The following is a 16,140-nucleotide window of genomic DNA, read 5'->3' as shown; positions in this document are numbered from 1 at the left end:
CGCGCAATCCCTCAAGGAGGCGGTCTGTGACCCTCGCTACGAGCGAGAACGCGGCGGTGAACGCAGCGGTGCTGCACGCCGCCAGCCAGCAGAACATCACGCAGGCAGTGGCAGAGGCGTGGCCGGGCAGGAACGTCGTCCTCGGTCCGCAGTGCCCGAGCGTCACGTCGTACGTCTGCCGGATCACGGTGGACGGCGAGGAGATGATCGCCAAATACAGTTGGCTCGGCCTGTCCTTGGTGTCGATCCTGCGGGGCGCTGGAGGGACGTGGGACGAGGTACAGGAAGCGCAGCGCGCCTACGTCGTCAGCACCGGCCTGCTAACCGCGCGAGAGGCGCAGAACCTGGAGGTCCTGCGGAAGCTCGGCCGTCCCTGGGTGTGCGGGACCGCCGGTCTGCACGGCGGAGTGCTGCTCACGCACGTCGCCGCGGGCACGCCGCTCGCCGACGAGCTGGCCGCCCGCCCCTGGGAGACGGGCGCGCTCCTCGAAGCCGTGCTCGACGCCCTCGGTGACCTGCACGGCCCGGCCGGCGCCGAGTGCCTGCGCGAAGCGGCACCGATCGGCGAGCGGTCCGTCGTCGGCGTCTTCCGCCGGAAGTCCAACGGCCTGAGCACCACCGCCTATCTGCGGGCGCTCGGCCGGGACAGCGGGCTCCCGGAGCGCGTGCGCGAGGAGATCATCGAGCTGGTACAGAACGCGGTGTGGCGGCTGCTGCGGATGTCGAGTGCGCTCTCGCCCCGTCGGGACACCGTCGTCTTCGGGGACCTCAAGCCCGAGCACGTCTTCCTCGACGGCACGCGCCTCAACTTCATCGACCCGGCCGTGCAGTGGGCCGCCGGTCCCCAGCCGGACGTCGCAAAGCTCACCGGCCGGGCGCTCCTCCTCGCGGTCGGGCGCCCGAAACCGCAGGCCGGACGGCAGATCGTGCAAGGCGTCACCTCCACGCTCGCCCGGCACGCCGCGGCGCTGCCCGAACGGGACCGAGCGGCCCGGCTCCGGGATGTCCTGGTCCTGTGGCTCATGGACACCGTGAGCATCCTGAGTACCTGCCTCAGCGCGCCCCCGGGGCTTCCCCTGGCGCCCCATCAGCAGGCCCTCGTCGCCCAGGCCCGCACGGTCGCGGGCGTCGTCGACCGGGTGAGCGCCCTCCTCGTCGGATCGATGGCCGGCCTGCGGCTCCTGGACGCGGTCTTCTCCGAGGTGGAGCACACCGCGGGGAGCGCGCGGTGAGCGGCCCGGTGGTGGGGATCGTCGGGGCGGGCGCCGTCGGGCAGACCGTCGCCACGAGCCTGGTGACCGCCGGCCTGCCCGACCGGCTCCTCGTCGTGTCCCGGCAGCCCAGCCAGGTGCGGGGCCTATGCGCCGACCTTCAGGACCTCGCGCACACCACACGGTCGCGCTCCCTGATCGAGGCCGGTGAGGTCGCCGACCTGCATGACTGCGACGCGGTGGTGATCGCCCTGCGCACCGACTTCACGAACACGGCCCAGCGGGACATCCGGCGTGGGGGCGCGGCGGCGAACGCTCCCGCGCTCGGGGCGTTGGCGGGAAGCTGCGCGGGTACGGCGGCGCCGTCCTCGTCGTGACGAACCCGGTCGACCTGATGGCCCGACGGTTCGGCGAGGTCTCGGGCTGCTCCCGGGTCTTCGGGATCGGGTCGAACCTCGACTCGGCTCGGTACCGCCTCCTGCTCGCCCGGTATGCCCAGGTATCCCCGGATCTGGTGCGCGGCCACGTCATCGGCGAGCACGGTGACCGCGCCGTGGTGTGCGCGTCGACGACCACCGTCGGCAGTCGCCCGGTCGTGGTCCCGGTGCGCACCGTCGTGGCCGACCTCCAACAGCGCCCGGCGCTGATCCGCAACGGTATCGGCCGTACCCGCTGTGGCCCCGCCGGCGCGGTGCTCTCCACGCTTCGCAAGGCACTTGGCCTGGTCGACGGAGTCGAGGAGCTGTCCGTGCCATACGGGGACGTCTACCTCGGAATTCCGTTGCGCTTCACCGGAGGCCAGGCCATACCGTGCCTGCCTCCCCTCACCCGTTCCGAACGCCTGCGTCTGGACTCCGCGGCCGGCAGTCTCCGCGACGCCTACGCCCAACTCCAAGCTCTCCCCAAGAGGATCGCTACATGATCACAGCAACTCGACTGGAGGCCGCCGCGGCGGCCGTCACCGTGCTCAGCAACCGGCAGGAGGTCACCGACTGGGCCCTGCGCTACTTCGGCCCGTGGTGGAACGCCACGACGGTGGACGCCGCCGCCGTGTGCGCCGGGGCCGTGGTGATCGCGGACGTCAAGCCGGAGGGCTACAAGGAGATCACCCTCCTGGTCCACGACGGCCGGCCCGCCGAAGAAGTCGCCTACGCCAAGCACCCACTGCTGGTGGCGCGCGACGGCGAGGACATCATCGCCACGTCGCCGGAGGAGGGGATCGCGTACCGCAGCACCCCGTCCTCGGGCCGTCTCGTCCTCGCCGGTTCCGACGCGCAGCCGCTCGCCCTGGCCGCCGCGCGCCTCGCACGGGAGGCGATCCGTAGCCGGCTCCTCCGCGACGGGTGGGCCGTGCTCCACTCCTCTGCGGTCGTACGGCCGGACGACGGTGCGACTCTGCTGACCTTCGGTGACAAGGGGGCTGGGAAGACGACCACGGCGCTGCTGCTCGCCTCGCACGGCTGGCAACTCCTCGCCAACGACCGGGTGCTAGTCCGGCCGACCGGCGAGCGGGACGTCGAGGTCGTGCCCTGGCCGTCCGCCGCCGCGCTCGGCCTCGGCCTGCTGCACTCGCTCGGCTGGGACGCCAAGGCCCGCGAGTACCTGCGGTCCGGTGGCAGCTTCCACCCGACGCAGCACGAGTCGGTGGCCGAGGCGCTGCTCGCCGGCGACCACACGCCGCTGTGGGAGAACGCGAAGCGCGAGCGGAAGGTCCAAGTGTTCCCGGACCAGTTCCCGGACCTGTTCGGCGTGCCGCTGGCCACCGGCGGCCGGGCGGCCGGTCTCCTCTTCCCCCAGGTCGACGCCGACACGGCGCCGGACATCACCGACGGCACCCGGACGCTGGGCGAGGCAGACTTCATGTCCGGGAAGACGGAGGACCGCTACCCCGACGTCTTCGGGCAGGCGCAGGGCGTGGACGGCGGCGGCCGGGAGAGCGCGCGGGCCGAGGTGGCGGCGCGGCTCGCCGAGCTGCCGCACCGCACGGTGCGGCTGAGCCATGACGTGCCGGCGAGTACCGCGGTCCTGACGAAGGTGGCTGACTCGATCTGATCCCTACCGCGTGCTCCGTGGTTCCGCCCCGACCGCTCTCGGCCGGGGCGGCTCGGTTCCTGGTGTGACACCCAGCCGGGGTGACGACCCCCGGGGTGTGGCGCCCGACGTTGCACCGCTTTCACCTGCGGATACTTGTCGGGCACTTCTGCCGATTCTGGGTGTGAGCCGGGTGTGATCTTGATCAACGACCTACCGGGACTCGGCACGCTCATGCAACAGCCGGTCGAGTACCGGCAAAGGGTACCGAGGGTGCAACGCGCGGCGGGCAGCCAGCGACTCGTTCCGGACCTCGGTCAGTTGCTCCATGAGCGTCTGCCACATCGAGTCCGTGACGTGGGCGTGGCGGGCGCTGACCGATCCGTCCTCGTGCCCCACGCGCTCGTCCATGAGGACCTTGAGTGTTCCCAGCTCCTCCATGAGGTTCGGTGGCCGTGGCGCAGTCCGTGGCGGGTCAGGAGATCCCTGATGGGGGGCCGGCACGCCTCTGCCCGGCTGGCGGCGCCCCGGCCGCGTACCGGCACACCGGGGAATTCCCCGCGGGTCACGGGCACGGGTGGGCATCGTTGGGGGCCTTCTTCGGGTACCAGCCGGTCGCGGCCGGGGTGAAGATCCACGTCGCGCGGCCGGACCTCCGCCAGTGGGCTGCCTCGCGGGAGGAGCCGGCCTGCCGGACGAAGCCGATCTCGGCGATGGCCTTCTCGACGAGGACGCGGGTCTTTGCGGTCACCCGCTCCGGGCAGTTGAGGACGTTGGAGACGGTGCCGGTGGAGACGCCGGCCAATTCGGCGACCTGGCGGACCGTGGGCCCGTCCTGCCTGGTCCCGCCGACGCCTCGGCCGCTGAAGACGTAGGTGAGCCCGTGGCAGCCGCAGGGCTGTGGCTTGGTGCTGGCGAGGTGGCCCCGACGAGGTGCGACAGCCAGTCCGGTGAGTCGATGTTGCGGTAGCTGTCGTCCTTCGGCGGGCACTGGACCAGCTCGCCGATGTCGAGTTCACAGAGCTGCCATTCGATCCGGAAGCAGCGTGCGTCAGGCCGGGCGTACTGCGTCTCCAGACCGACGACTTCGCTCCAGCGCATGCCCGTATAGGTCTTGAGGATGTGGGCCACGAACTCGTCGTCGCGGGTGGACGGGAGGGAGGCGCGCTCGGCGATGAGCAAGGAGCCAAGCATGGTGGTGGTCGCCTTCTCGGGGCCGCACCGCCGGCTCCGCCCGTGGCGGCGCCCTCGGCCACTGCGACGTTCGGCCACGTTGATGTCGGCGTGGCCTGCGTCGCGTACGTCGGCGAGGATCAGGTGGAGCAGCAAGCGGTAGGTGCGGACACTGCTCACCGCGGACTGCTTGAGCTGCTCTCGCTCCCAGGTAGCCACCGTCACCGTCGACTTGATGATCTCCGGGATGGCCTGTCCCCGAATGCCCGCAGTAAGTGCGCCAGGCTGCGCGGGTAGTTCTGCATGGTCGAGTGCGCGAGGTCTTGATCGGTGAGCCACTCCTTGGCGAAGTGGCCGAAGGGAACTTGGGCTGCGGCCCGTTCCTGCTCAGGGTCTTCCCCACCTGCGTGGGGTGTTCCACGACAATCGGCGAAAAATGCCCAAGCCCTCACGCCGGCGGCTTCAGCGCTGGTCGGCGTCGAGCGTGGCGCATTGGTCGATCAGTCGAATGACGCGTTGTGCATCGGTCAGGTCAGGGACGACGTGGCAGGCCCCGGCGGACGCGAGTTGCTCGGCTGATGTGGTACCCGAAGCGACGCCGATCACGTGGGCCCCGCCTTCCCGTCCGGTGCGAACGTCCTCAAGGGAGTCGCCGATGATCACGGTCGTATCCGGCGTGAAGGTGAACCCGTGGCGGGCGCCGGCTCGCTGTTGTGCCACGCGTACGAGGGCGGGGCGGTGGGGATCGTCGGAGGAGTATCCGCCGATATCGAGGTCGAGATACTCGTCCAGGCCGAGAGTCTTGAGCTTGATCTCGGCGCTGCCCCGCAGGTTGCCGGTGACGACCGTGGGGACCAGCCCAGGCTCTTGTCGCACGGCGGCCAGAGCGGCGGGTGCGCCGGGCATGATCCGCCCTGTGCGGGCAAGATCGTCCCGGTGACTTTCCAGTCGCGCGGGCATCCGCCGTACGATGCGCTGCGCGAGATCCTCGATCCGCTCGGGTTTCACCGCGTTCACACGCAGCAACTCCCGGACAGCGAGCGGCATCGTCACTCCGGTGCCCCGGGCGGGCAAACGCTCGGCGGGCCTACCCACCGCCTCCTCGAAAAGCTCCCGGTAGACCAGCCGATCGGTGTCACCGGTGTAAAGGAGCGTGCGGTCGACATCCCAGAGAACAAGGATCACGCGGCGGCTCGCTGACGCATGACACTCTCCCCACGATCCAGCAGATCCCGGGCGGTTGAGGGGGCACCGTAGGAACGCGTCTCGTGAAGCATGGTGTGCAGGTGGTCGTCGAGGCGGGCGGACCGAATCCCTTCGGCGAGCGTCAGGACGTCATGGGCGGTGGCGCAGCCCGCGTCGGCATCACCCGCGCGCATCTGTGCGGTCGCGGCTCGGGACAGGAACTGTGCGGTGGTCCGGGTCTCCTCCCGGCTGAGCACGCCACGGGCCGCGGCGAAGGACTGGGCTGCCCGAGCCGGCTGTCCCAGGTCAAGGTGGCAGCTTCCGGTCTGTCCGAGGATCTCCCCCGGGCTGATCCAGTACAGCCAGTGAGGGTCGTCCTCGCCCCGGCCGCGCGCACACAGTTCTTCGGCTTCGGCAAGCGCGGCCAGAGCTTGGCGCTCTTCACGGAGTCGAGCATGGCCGCGCGCCTGGCGGGTGAGGAGCATGGCGTTCAGGGCGGGGGCGTCGTGATCGGTGATCGCCTGGCGCGCGGTACGGGCGGCGGTGATGGCGTCGCGCGGGTCGCCGGCGGAGTAACCGTGGATGGCGAGGAAACCGAGGGCACCGGCGCGTAGACGGGAGTCGCCTGAGGCGTGCGCCGCGCGCAGAGCGCCGAGTTCCCCGAAGTCCCAAGCGGCCAGGGCACGGTAGACGGCCTCGTCGCGCCAGGCACGATCGGGCACTCCCGGCGCCGTCACTGCTTTTGCGCACAAGGCGCACAGGGCATCGGGGTTGTACTGACTGAGCCCGGTTGCGCACCTCTCGCATACGCGGCCCGTCGGTCTCATGGTGCGGCCCCCTGGATCGAACTCCCCGACGGTCCACACGATATGCCGGACTCCTTATCTCCGTGGAGATATCGCCGCAGAGATAAGCACAGGTTCGTCCTGGCGTCACACTCATGCCCACGCGCTGACCACTCAGTCGGATGCGGTGACCACATTTCGCTGTGGAGGGAGGAAGGACGTGCGAGGCTCCACGACGACCCCGTCTCACCCATGTTCGCCCCGTCTTCGCCGCGGCGGCGGGCGGACCACCCCTCGCAGGGCGAAACTCGTCGTCTGGTCGCTCCTCCGTTCCCACAAGAGGACGTGATAACAACGACTGCCGAACGACTGCTTCGCTCCGCCGGTGCAAATGCCGACCTGCTGAGGCGAACCTTTCAGATCGTCGAGCGCGGACCAGGGCAACCCCCCGTGCGTATGGACATGTCACGGGTAGCCGAGATGCGAAAGCTGACGCGGGTTCATTTGCTCGAAAGGGGTTTGGCCTGCCTTGTGGATGACGCCGTGCTCGTCGTCTCCGAGTTGGTGACCAACGCGGTCCAGCACAGCCACGGTCGAGAGGTGACATTGACGCTCTCCCTCCGCGGCAGTTGCTTGCGGATCGACGTCCACGACGGAGTCCCCGGGCATCGGCCCACTCCGCGTAATCCCTCTGCCGAAGACGAACACGGCCGTGGCTTGATGTTGGTGCAGGCGATCGCCGTTGCCCGACAGGGCTCCTGGGGTGTCGGCGACGACGGGGCCAGTACGTGGCGCGAATTGCGCGGGCCCCTGAGCCGATGACGAGCACCCTCAGGACCGCGTCTCCGCAGGTGACCTGGTTCACTGGCCCCCTCTTCCTCCGGCGGGGCGGCTGTGATAATTCGTGCGCTCGGGAGCCGATACCGATGGGTGGGTGGCCGATGGATTCCGCTTCGGCGGCGCTGCTGCCGGTGAACGCCGTACTGGGCTGGGTGTTGACGGTGTTCCAGGCCGTCGCCGTCGTGGTCGCGGCCACGGTCGCGGCTCTCCCCCGAGTTGGGCTTCGGGCGGGCCCGTGTGTGCAACCCAGGAGACCACGGAGGTGAGAGTCCCGCGCTGGTGCCATCCCCGCGGGTGCGGGGAGCAGGCCTCGAAGTCGCTGTGCACGAACGGGATCAGGGGACCATCCCCGCGGGTGTAGGGAGCAGCGCGCGGACGACCTGGCCGCGAAGGTCCAGGAGGGACAATCCCCGCGGGTGCGGGGAGCAGGCTGGATGACTTGCGATTTTACTGCCGCCAGAGGCAGCTTCCGAGTACTTTCTTCGATTCCGACAAATAGGGCATGCGCGGCTTGATGGATATCGGCCTCCGCCGAAGCCTCGACGCCTGACGCCCTGCGCCAAGCCGGAACCTCCTCGCGCAGGCCAGCCGCGCCGAGCTACTTGGAGGTGGACCGTGTCGGTGTATCGAGCGACCAGGTGGTGCCTCGTGGGGCACCATGACCAGGGTCATCCGGTGTTCGGTGCGCAGGCGGGAGAGAAGCTCCATGATGTCTGCGGTGGCCTCGCCGCAGGGGAGGATATCGGGTCCTCGTGGCCAAGGCGCGGGCGATGGAGACGCGTTGGCGCTGTCCGCCCAACAGCTCTCCCGGAAAGCGGTCGGCGTAGTCGGCGGGAAGGCCGACCGGGGCGAGGAGTTCGGTGACTGACCCGCTCGGAACGGACGTTCCTGGACACATCGGCGTGCAGACGCAGGGGACGGGTCAACTGCCGGCCGACGGTGTGCCGGGGGGTTGGGCGCGGCCAGCGGGTTCTGCGGGACGAGTTGGACGCGGCGCTGCTGTTCTCGGGTGCGGCGTTGCACGCGGGGGTCAACGGGCGACCGTCGACGGTGAGTTACCCGGTGTACGTGGGGTGGAGTCCGGCGATGGGCAGCGCGAAGGCGTCGGCATCGCTTCCCGGCACCACCAGCACGCCCCCGCTTCCCGTGCCCTCGTCCGCCGACGACCACGCCCTCTTGAGCAGTGAACGGTGCTGAAGCCGGCGCCGCACCAGCAACACCGACTGCGCCGGCATCACCACTCCGGCGATCCCGGCGAGCGGCACCGCCGCCGGCCACACCTCCCTCACCCGCGTCAAAGACACCTGTTCCAACGAGGCGAGGAACGGCACGTGAAACAGGCCGACCAGCGCGGAGATCGTCCCACCGGCCGGCAGAACCGCCGCGCCCGTCAGCAACCAGCAAGCCCAGCGAGGCGGCAGGAGGCCGGCGAGACGTCTGGCGACGGCCGCCCCGCCCCACGGGAGAGCGAGGGTCGAAACGACCAGGACGAGCACGTACGTCACTCGGAGCCGCCCTCGGCCTCACGCAGGAGACCGCGCAGTGACTCCTCGTCGCTCTCGGACAGGGATGCCTCTCGTCCCGGCGCTCGTTCACCACGTGTCACCAACCCCGATCCAGGCCGCCCGGCGGGCCCGACGCGGCCCGCAGCCCGAAGATGACTACGTACGCGTAGACGATCGACGCTGATCTCCCAAGCTATGCCTCATCCCCTGCGGTGCGCGAACCGCGGGCGCCGGCACACCTTGTCCCGCCGGCGCCGCCCGGCGAGGTCACGTACCGCCGTGTCCGCGGCGTGCGGCGGGCCGACGTCCCGTCAGCCCGTGGTGCGCGAGGTCTGGACAGTGGCGGAACGGCATGCTGTCATTCCGCTGGCACTGTTTTCCAACGTTATTTTCCAACGTTGAAATGGTCGCTGACCGCGCCCGTTGCGGTGTCCCCGCCGTGTCACCCGACCGGAGCCGGCCGGCCCCGGTCCGCCACCTTCTGTGCGAGGAAGGGTTCGATGACAAGACGACACCTCCGCCCACGAGCGAGAGCCTGGGCCCTGCTGACCGCGGCGGCCCTGGTCCTGCCCACGACCGGGCTGCTGTCCACCGCGTCGGCCGCCGAGACCCGGGCCGGCGCCGCGGCCCCCTCCTCCGAACGGGCCGCCGTCGCGGTGCACGGGCTCAAGGGCGAGTACTTCGCCATGTCGGCGCCCGGCGCACGCGACTTCGACCGGCTCGGCGGCACCTCGCTCGACCCGCAGATCAACTTCTCCGGGCTGACCGGCACCTTCGAGGAGCTGACCGGCAGGACGGAGCACACCACCGCCCGCTGGACCGGCCGGATCACGGCGCCCGCCACCGGCGACTACACCTTCCACGCCATCGGCGACAACGGCTTCCGGCTCCTCATCGACGGCAAGCCGGTGATCGACCACTGGGTGCCCGACTGGGACAACGAGCAGACCAGCGCCCCGATCAGGCTGAAGGCCGGCGAACCGCACGACTTCCGGCTGGAGTTGTTCCAGGACACCGGCGGCGCCAACATGTTCCTGCGCTGGTCCGCCCCGACGCTGCCCAAGCAGCTCGTGCCGATGTCGGCCTTCACCCCGCCGGACGGCTTCGAGGTCTACCCGGTGGAGCTGTCGGTCGCCGGTGACGGGAAACAGCTACGGGCCCGGTTCGAGGGCCGGGTCGGCGACATCGGCGCGGTCCGGGACCACCTGAAGGTCGAGGCGGACACGACCCCGATGCCCCTCGCCTCGGTCCGCACCGCCCCCGGCGACCGCGACTCCCTGCTGATCACCCTCGCCGAGCCGGTCCAGAAGAACCAGCAGGTCCGCGTCGCCTACGACGGCGCCGGCGGCCTCACCTCCGGCGGCAAGACCGTACCGAAGATCATCCGGTACGCGCAGAACGACTCCGCGCACCGCCTCACCACCCCCTGGGGCGACAAGCTCGACACCAGGAACCCGCTGCCGGAGTACCCGCGCCCGCAACAGGTGCGCTCCCGGTGGAAGAACCTCAACGGGCCCTGGCAGTTCAGCGCCGCCAAGGCGGGCGAGCGGCCGGTCTTCGGCCGGAACCTCGGCGAGAAGATCATCGTCCCGTTCCCCGTGGAGTCGCAGCTCTCCGGTCTGGAGCGGCACGAGGACCACATGTTCTACCGCCGGCTCGTCGAGGTGCCGCGGGACTGGAAGGTCGGCAAGGGCGACAAGGACAGCCGGCTCCGGCTCAACTTCGGCGCCGTCGACAACCGGGCGACGGTCTGGGTCAACGGCAGGAAGGTCGCCGAACACACCGGCGGCTACACGGCCTTCGGCGCCGACATCACCGACGCGCTCAAGGGCTCGGGTCCGCAGGAGGTGGTCGTCGCGGTCACCGACACCGGCGGCGCCGACCAGCCGACGGGCAAGCAGTCGACCGACCCGGGCGGCATCTTCTACACCCAGTCGTCCGGCATCTGGCAGACGGTGTGGATGGAGCCCGTCGCCGCCGTCGCCATCGACGACCTCGTCACCACGCCCGACATCGACACCGGCACCCTGGCGGTCACCGTCGCCTCCGCCGACGCCTCCGGCCGGGCGCGCGTCGAGGCCGTCGCCCGGGACAAGCGGGGCAAGGTCGTGGGCAAGATCTCCGGCCCCGCCAACAAGGAACTGCGCCTGCCCGTGACCCGGCAGCACCTGTGGAGCCCTGACGACCCCTACCTCTACGACCTCGACGTCACGCTCACCGACGGCAAATCGAGCGACAAGGTCACCGGCTACTTCGGGATGCGGAAGATAGGCATCGAGGACGTCGGCGGCCACCGCAAGCTGGTGCTCAACGGGAAGCCGGTCTTCTCCCTCGCCACGCTCGACCAGGGGTTCTGGCCCGACGGCCTCTACACGGCGCCGAGCGACGAGGCGCTCGCCTTCGACCTGAAGGCGCACAAGGAGCTGGGCTTCAACGCCGTCCGCAAGCACATCAAGGTCGAACCGGCCCGGTGGTTCCACCACGCCGACAAGCTGGGCCTGTTGGTGTGGCAGGACTTCGTCTCGGGGAACATCACCGACGCCACCGGCCGGAAGTCCTTCGTCGACGAGGGGATGGAGGCGATGCGGCAGCACCACGACGCGCCCTCCGTCATCGGTCACGTCGTCTTCAACGAGGGCTGGGGCGAGTGGGACCGCGAGGAGAGCGGGCGCCTCGCCGAGGCCGTCAAGGCCGCCGACCCGTCCCGCCTGGTCAACGCCCACAGCGGTGTCAACTGCTGTAACTCCAAGGGTGATTCGGGCAAGGGCGACATCATCGACCACCACGACTACAACAACGACTCCCCGCCCTTCCCCGACCACCGGGCCGCCATGGACGGCGAGCACGGCGGCTTCACGCTGCGCGCCCCCGGGCACATGTGGCCGGGCGCCCCCACCGTGATCTACAGCGGCGTCGCGGACAAGGAGGCGCTGACCCGCAAGTACGTCGAGAACACCGAGAAGTTCTACCTCGACCAGGCCGGCGCCGAGCTGTCCGGATCGGTGTACACGCAGATCACCGACCTGGAGAACGAGCTGAACGGGCTCTACACCTACGACCGCCGCGAGGTCAAGGTCGACCCGGTCCGCGTCCGCGCGGTCAACCGCCAGGTCGTCGCCGCCGGTGCCGCCGCCGGCGAGCGCCCGACGCCGACCGGCGGCGGGCACTGGCCCCTCGACGAGGGCGGCGGGACCACCGCGGCGGACACCGGCCCGCACCACAGGTCCCTGACGCTCTCCGCGGGCACCACCTGGACCCCGGGCGTCAGCGGCAGCGCGCTGAAGTTCGACGGCCGGGGGCAGTCCGCCCAGACCGACGGCCCGGTGCTCGACACCACCGGGAGCTACTCGGTCTCCGCCTGGGTGCGCCTGGACGGGCTCCCGGGCAACTACGCCACCGCCGTCAGCCAGGACGGCCGGCGCCAGGCCAGCCCGTTCTACCTGCAGTACGGCCAGGGCGCCTTCGCCTTCAGCACGCCGGGCGAGAACCGCGCCCGGCTGGTGGTCACGCCCCCGACGGGCCGCTGGTACCACCTCGTCGGCGTCCGCGACGCCGCGAGCGACCAGATCAGGCTGTACGTCGACGGCGCCTTGGCCGCGACCGCGACGGCCGGCCCGAACTACGTCGGCTCCGGCCCCCTCGCCGTCGGCCGCGCCCAGTGGAACGGCGAGGACACCGACTTCTGGAACGGTGCCGTCGACGAGGTCCACGCCTACGACACGGCGCTCACCTCGGAGGAGGTGAGCGCGCTCCACACCCGGGAGAAGCCGTAGCACCCGCCTCCCCGCACAGACGTGGTCCCGGCGAGCGTCCCTGAAGACGCCCGCCGGGACCATCTGTGCCGGCCCCCGCTACCCGAGCCGTCGCCTGCGGCCCAGCCAGGTCTGGGCGATGACGACGACGGCCAGGAAGGCGCCGCTGACGACCTGCTGGTAGGAGGAGTCCAGGGAGCCGATCTGGTTGATGACGTTCTGGATCACCTTGAGCAGCAGGACACCGACGAGCGAGCCGCTGACATGGCCGAGGCCACCGGTGAGCAGGGTGCCGCCGATGACGACGGCGGAGATGGCCTCCAGCTCCATGCCGCCGCCGAGGATGGTCACGCCCGACGCGAGCCACGCCGCGTTGAGCGCGCCGGCCAGGCCGGCCAGCAGTCCGGACAGGGTGTAGACGAGGACCTTGGTGCGGGCCACCGGGGCGCCCATGAGGGCAGCCGCGTCCTCGTTGCCGCCGACCGCGTAGACGTGCTGGCCGAACCGGGTACGGCGCAGGACGACGGCGCCCGCGACGAAGAGCGCCAGCGTGACCCACACCGGGTTGCCGACGCCCAGGGTGCTGCCCTGGCCGAGGTCGGCGAGGAAGGAGTCCTTGCCGATCAGATAGGTCTCGGCACCCTCGTCGGTGAGGGCCAGCATCACACCGCGCGCCCCCAGCATGGCGGCCAGGGTGACGATGAAGGGCGCGAGCCGGGAGCGGGCGACGAGCAGGCCGTTGACGACACCGATCAGTCCGCACACCGCGAGCGGCAGCAGCAGCGCCACCAGGGTGCCGTGGCGCGAGCCCCAGGCCGCCAGCACGCCGCCGAGCGCGAACAGCGAGCCCACCGACAGATCGATGCCGCCCGTGATGATGACGAAGGTCATGCCGAGCGCGACGATCGCCAGGAAGGCCGAACTGGTCGCCATGTTGGAGACGTTGTCCCCGGTGGCGAACGAGTCGAAGCTGAGCGAGGCGACGAGCGAGACGATCACCAGCACGGCGAGCGCGCCGTGTTGCTGGACCAGCGCGCTCAGCCGCTCGGAGCGTGCGGAACCCACCGGTTCCGTCTCGTCCGCGGGCTGTTCACCCGGGGCGGTCGTGGGGGCGTCCGTCTTGGTGGCGGTCATCGCTTCCCCCGTCCCCGTGCCGCGTAGACCGCGCACACGATCACTATGGCCTGGGCGATCTGGGTCCACGAGGGCGGCAGATCGTGCTTGATGAGGGTGGCGGTGAGCAACTGGATGAGGACGGCGCCCGCCACGGTGCCGCCGATGCTGATCCGGCCGCCGGTCAGCGGGGTGCCGCCGACCACGACGGCGGTGATCGCGGACAGCTCCATGAGGTTGCCGAGCGAGGTCGGGTCGCTGGCCTGGAGCCGGGCGGTGGCCAGCACCCCGGCCACCGCGGCGAGCAGCGCGCACACGACGTAGACCACGACCAGCACCCGGCGCACCGGCAGGCCGGCGAGCTGGGCGGCGGGGCGGCTGTCGCCGATGGCGAGGAGCTGCCGGCCGAAGGTGGTGCGCCGGACGACGAAGGCGATCAGCAGGGCGAGGGCGGCGGCGATCAGGATCAGGTACGGGATGCCCGCGACGGCCCCGGAACCGAGGGACGCCAGCGCGGGGTTGTGCAGGTCCTGTAGTTGCGGCAGCAGCACCAGCGCGATGCCGCGCCCGCCGACCATGAGCGCCAGGGTGGCCACGATGGGCTGCACGCCGACGAAGGCGACCAGCGCGCCGTTGGCGAGTCCGGCGCCCGCGGCGAAGACCGCCACCACCAGCAGCGCGGGGAGCAGTCCGTAGCCGAGGTAGAGCGCGGTCACCGAGGCCGCCAGCGCCATCACGGCGCCCACCGACAGGTCGACGCCCTCGGTGCCGATGACCAGGGCCATGCCGAGCGCGACGATGACGACGGGGGCGACCTGGACGGCCTGGGTGCGGAAGTTCTCGGCGGTCAGGAAGTGCGGTGTGATGACGGTGTTGACGATCAGGAGCATGGCGACGCCCGCGTAGACGCCGTAGCTCTGGAGCCACGCGAGGACGCGGGTCTTGTCGAACGGGGCGGTGCGCAGGGCGGTTTCAGTCATCGGTGGCCGCCACCTCCACCGCGCCGGGCGCGGGCGGGTCCCCGGCGATGGTCCGCATCAGCTTGTCCTCGGTGACGTCGTCGCCGGTCAGTTCGCCGACGACCGCACCGTCCTTCAGTACGACCACGCGGTCGGACCCTTCGATCAGTTCCTCCAGGTCGGAGGAGATGAGCAGGACGCCCAGACCGTCGGCGGCCAGTTCGTCCACGAGTTTCTGCACCTCGGCCTTGGCGCCGACGTCGATGCCGCGGGTGGGTTCGTCCAGGAGCAGGACCTTGGGGTTCATGGCGAGCCAGCGGGCGAGGAGCACCTTCTGCTGGTTGCCGCCGGAGAGTTCACCGACCTTCTGGTGCGGCGAGGACGCCTTGATGCGCAGCCGCCGGACGAAGGTGTCGACGACGGCGTCCACCCGGGCCTCGGAGACGAGGCCGAAGCGGGAGAGCCGGGGCAGGGCGGCCAGGGCGATGTTCTCGCGGACCGACAGGCCCGGCACGATGCCCTCGCTCTTGCGGTCCTCGGGCAGCAGGCTGATGCCCGCCCGGATGGCGGCCGGTGTGGAGCCGCCGCGCAGCGGGGCCCCGGCGACCACGACGTCGCCCGAACGCAGCGGCAGCGCACCGGAGATGGCCTTCGCGGTCTCGGTGCGCCCCGAGCCGAGCAGTCCGCCGAGCCCGACGACCTCGCCCGGCCGGATGCCGACCGAGACGCCGTGCAGCCTGTGTGGCACGGTGAGGCCGGTCGCCTGGAGCACCGGCTCGCCGGCGGCGGCGTGGTGGTCGCCGGTGAACTTGGTCAGTCCCTCGGAGCGGACCTCGCCCATGTCCCGGCCGAGCATGGTGGAGACGAGGCCGAGCCGGTCGAGGTCGGCCAGCCGCCCGTGGTGCACCCGGCGTCCGTCGCGGAGCACGGTGACCGTCTCGCACACGGCGTACAGCTCGTCGAGGCGGTGGCTGACGTACACGACGGCGATGCCCGACTCCCGCAGGCGGCGGATGACCGAGAACAGGGTCTCCACCTCGCGCGGTTCGAGGGAAGAAGTGGGCTCGTCCATGATGACGACGCGGGCGTCGGTGGCGACGGCGCGGGCGAGGGCCACCATCTGCTGGGCGCCGACGCCGAGGGTGCGCAGCGGCTGCCGCACGTCGACCCGGACACCGTGGGCCCGCAGCGCCTCGTCGGCCTCCCGGTGCATGCGGCCGAAGTCCAGCAGGCCGAGGCGGGTGCGGGGTTCGCGGCCGAGGAAGAGGTTGCGGGCCACGCTCAGCAGCGGGATGAGGTTGACCTCTTGGTAGATGGTGGAGATGCCGGCCTTCTGGGCCTCCATCGGAGTGGAGAAGGCGACCGGCCGCCCCTGGAACGTGATGTCGCCGGCGTCCGGCCGGTGGACGCCGGTGAGCACCTTGATGAGCGTGGACTTGCCGGCGCCGTTCTCGCCGATGAGGGCGTGCACCTCACCGGGGTGCAGGGTGAGGTCCACGCCGTCCAGGGCCCGGACTCCGGGAAAGGTCTTGCTGAGTCCGCGGACGGCGAGGACCTCGGCGGGGGGTGCCACCTGTGCCTCCAGG

General features: G+C 70.8%; 12 protein-coding genes and 2 pseudogenes. 6 read left to right on the top strand and 8 right to left on the bottom strand.

Annotated features, from left to right (window positions below; translation table 11 throughout):
* Nucleotides 1–26: 26 nt before the first annotated feature.
* From J5Y05_RS02970 to J5Y05_RS02960, 4 genes are read left to right on the top strand one after another with little or no spacing between them, the layout of a single operon-like run.
* Entirely contained in the window at nt 27–1,232 is a 1,206-nt protein-coding gene (locus J5Y05_RS02970) for a hypothetical protein (protein ID WP_210868152.1), read from the top strand.
* Nucleotides 1,229–1,588 (top strand): lactate/malate family dehydrogenase, encoded by a 360-nt coding sequence (locus J5Y05_RS31525; RefSeq protein WP_307853677.1) that lies wholly within the window; start codon nt 1,229–1,231, stop codon nt 1,586–1,588. Before J5Y05_RS02970 ends, J5Y05_RS31525 begins: the two co-directional genes overlap by 4 nt.
* On the top strand, nt 1,585–2,133 hold the full coding sequence (locus J5Y05_RS31520) for a Rossmann-fold NAD(P)-binding domain-containing protein (RefSeq protein ID WP_247614008.1): 549 nt from the start codon (nt 1,585–1,587) through the stop codon (nt 2,131–2,133). Before J5Y05_RS31525 ends, J5Y05_RS31520 begins: the two co-directional genes overlap by 4 nt.
* On the top strand, nt 2,130–3,263 hold the full coding sequence (locus J5Y05_RS02960; RefSeq protein WP_210868151.1) for a phosphoenolpyruvate carboxykinase (ATP): 1,134 nt from the start codon (nt 2,130–2,132) through the stop codon (nt 3,261–3,263). Before J5Y05_RS31520 ends, J5Y05_RS02960 begins: the two co-directional genes overlap by 4 nt.
* A gap of 192 nt (nt 3,264–3,455) precedes the next feature.
* On the opposite strand, the pseudogene J5Y05_RS32760 reads toward J5Y05_RS02960, so the two are convergent.
* From J5Y05_RS32760 to J5Y05_RS02945, 4 genes and pseudogenes are all read right to left on the bottom strand, one after another.
* A pseudogene (locus tag J5Y05_RS32760) lies at nt 3,456–3,891 on the bottom strand (LacI family transcriptional regulator); the annotation flags it as partial.
* A 102-nt stretch (nt 3,892–3,993) separates the two neighbouring features.
* Nucleotides 3,994–4,233 (bottom strand): annotated as a pseudogene (locus tag J5Y05_RS32755) (hypothetical protein); the annotation flags it as partial.
* 644 nt (nt 4,234–4,877) lie between these two features.
* Nucleotides 4,878–5,600: an HAD family hydrolase gene (locus J5Y05_RS02950; protein WP_210868150.1), complete on the bottom strand. Its 723-nt coding sequence runs from the start codon at nt 5,598–5,600 to the stop codon at nt 4,878–4,880.
* Nucleotides 5,597–6,322 (bottom strand): NsdA family TPR-like regulatory protein, encoded by a 726-nt coding sequence (locus J5Y05_RS02945; protein ID WP_307853673.1) that lies wholly within the window; start codon nt 6,320–6,322, stop codon nt 5,597–5,599. Before J5Y05_RS02945 ends, J5Y05_RS02950 begins: the two co-directional genes overlap by 4 nt.
* 147 nt (nt 6,323–6,469) lie before the next feature.
* Between J5Y05_RS02945 and J5Y05_RS32410 the strand changes: the two genes are divergently transcribed.
* Nucleotides 6,470–7,207, top strand: coding sequence for an ATP-binding protein (locus J5Y05_RS32410; protein ID WP_307853672.1), 738 nt, complete (start codon nt 6,470–6,472; stop codon nt 7,205–7,207).
* 1,073 nt (nt 7,208–8,280) lie between these two features.
* Here the strand turns inward: J5Y05_RS32410 and J5Y05_RS02935 are convergent.
* Nucleotides 8,281–8,730 (bottom strand): hypothetical protein, encoded by a 450-nt coding sequence (locus tag J5Y05_RS02935; RefSeq protein ID WP_247614007.1) that lies wholly within the window; start codon nt 8,728–8,730, stop codon nt 8,281–8,283.
* Between the two features lie 500 nt (nt 8,731–9,230).
* On the opposite strand from J5Y05_RS02935, the gene J5Y05_RS02930 reads away from it, so the two are divergent.
* Nucleotides 9,231–12,503, top strand: coding sequence for a LamG-like jellyroll fold domain-containing protein (locus tag J5Y05_RS02930; RefSeq protein WP_210868148.1), 3,273 nt, complete (start codon nt 9,231–9,233; stop codon nt 12,501–12,503).
* Nucleotides 12,504–12,581: 78 nt separating this feature from the next.
* Here J5Y05_RS02930 and J5Y05_RS02925 read toward each other — a convergent pair whose 3' ends face one another.
* The 3 genes from J5Y05_RS02925 to J5Y05_RS02915 are packed head-to-tail and all read right to left on the bottom strand — an operon-like array spanning nt 12,582 to nt 16,127.
* Nucleotides 12,582–13,616 carry an ABC transporter permease gene (locus tag J5Y05_RS02925; protein WP_210868147.1) on the bottom strand — a complete coding sequence of 345 codons (1,035 nt, stop codon included), beginning with the start codon at nt 13,614–13,616 and terminating at the stop codon, nt 12,582–12,584.
* Nucleotides 13,613–14,575 carry an ABC transporter permease gene (locus J5Y05_RS02920; protein ID WP_210868146.1) on the bottom strand — a complete coding sequence of 321 codons (963 nt, stop codon included), beginning with the start codon at nt 14,573–14,575 and terminating at the stop codon, nt 13,613–13,615. Before J5Y05_RS02920 ends, J5Y05_RS02925 begins: the two co-directional genes overlap by 4 nt.
* Nucleotides 14,568–16,127, bottom strand: a complete 1,560-nt coding sequence (locus tag J5Y05_RS02915) for a sugar ABC transporter ATP-binding protein (protein WP_210868145.1) — start codon at nt 16,125–16,127, stop codon at nt 14,568–14,570. The genes J5Y05_RS02920 and J5Y05_RS02915 overlap by 8 nt, the downstream gene beginning before the upstream one ends.
* Between the last annotated feature and the right edge of the window lie 13 nt (nt 16,128–16,140).

It is taken from the genome of Streptomyces tagetis (genome assembly GCF_018069565.1).
Lineage (GTDB): Bacteria > Actinomycetota > Actinomycetes > Streptomycetales > Streptomycetaceae > Streptomyces > Streptomyces tagetis.
The sequence above is the reverse complement of the archived record's forward strand: the minus strand, read 5'-3'. Positions and strand labels throughout refer to the sequence as shown.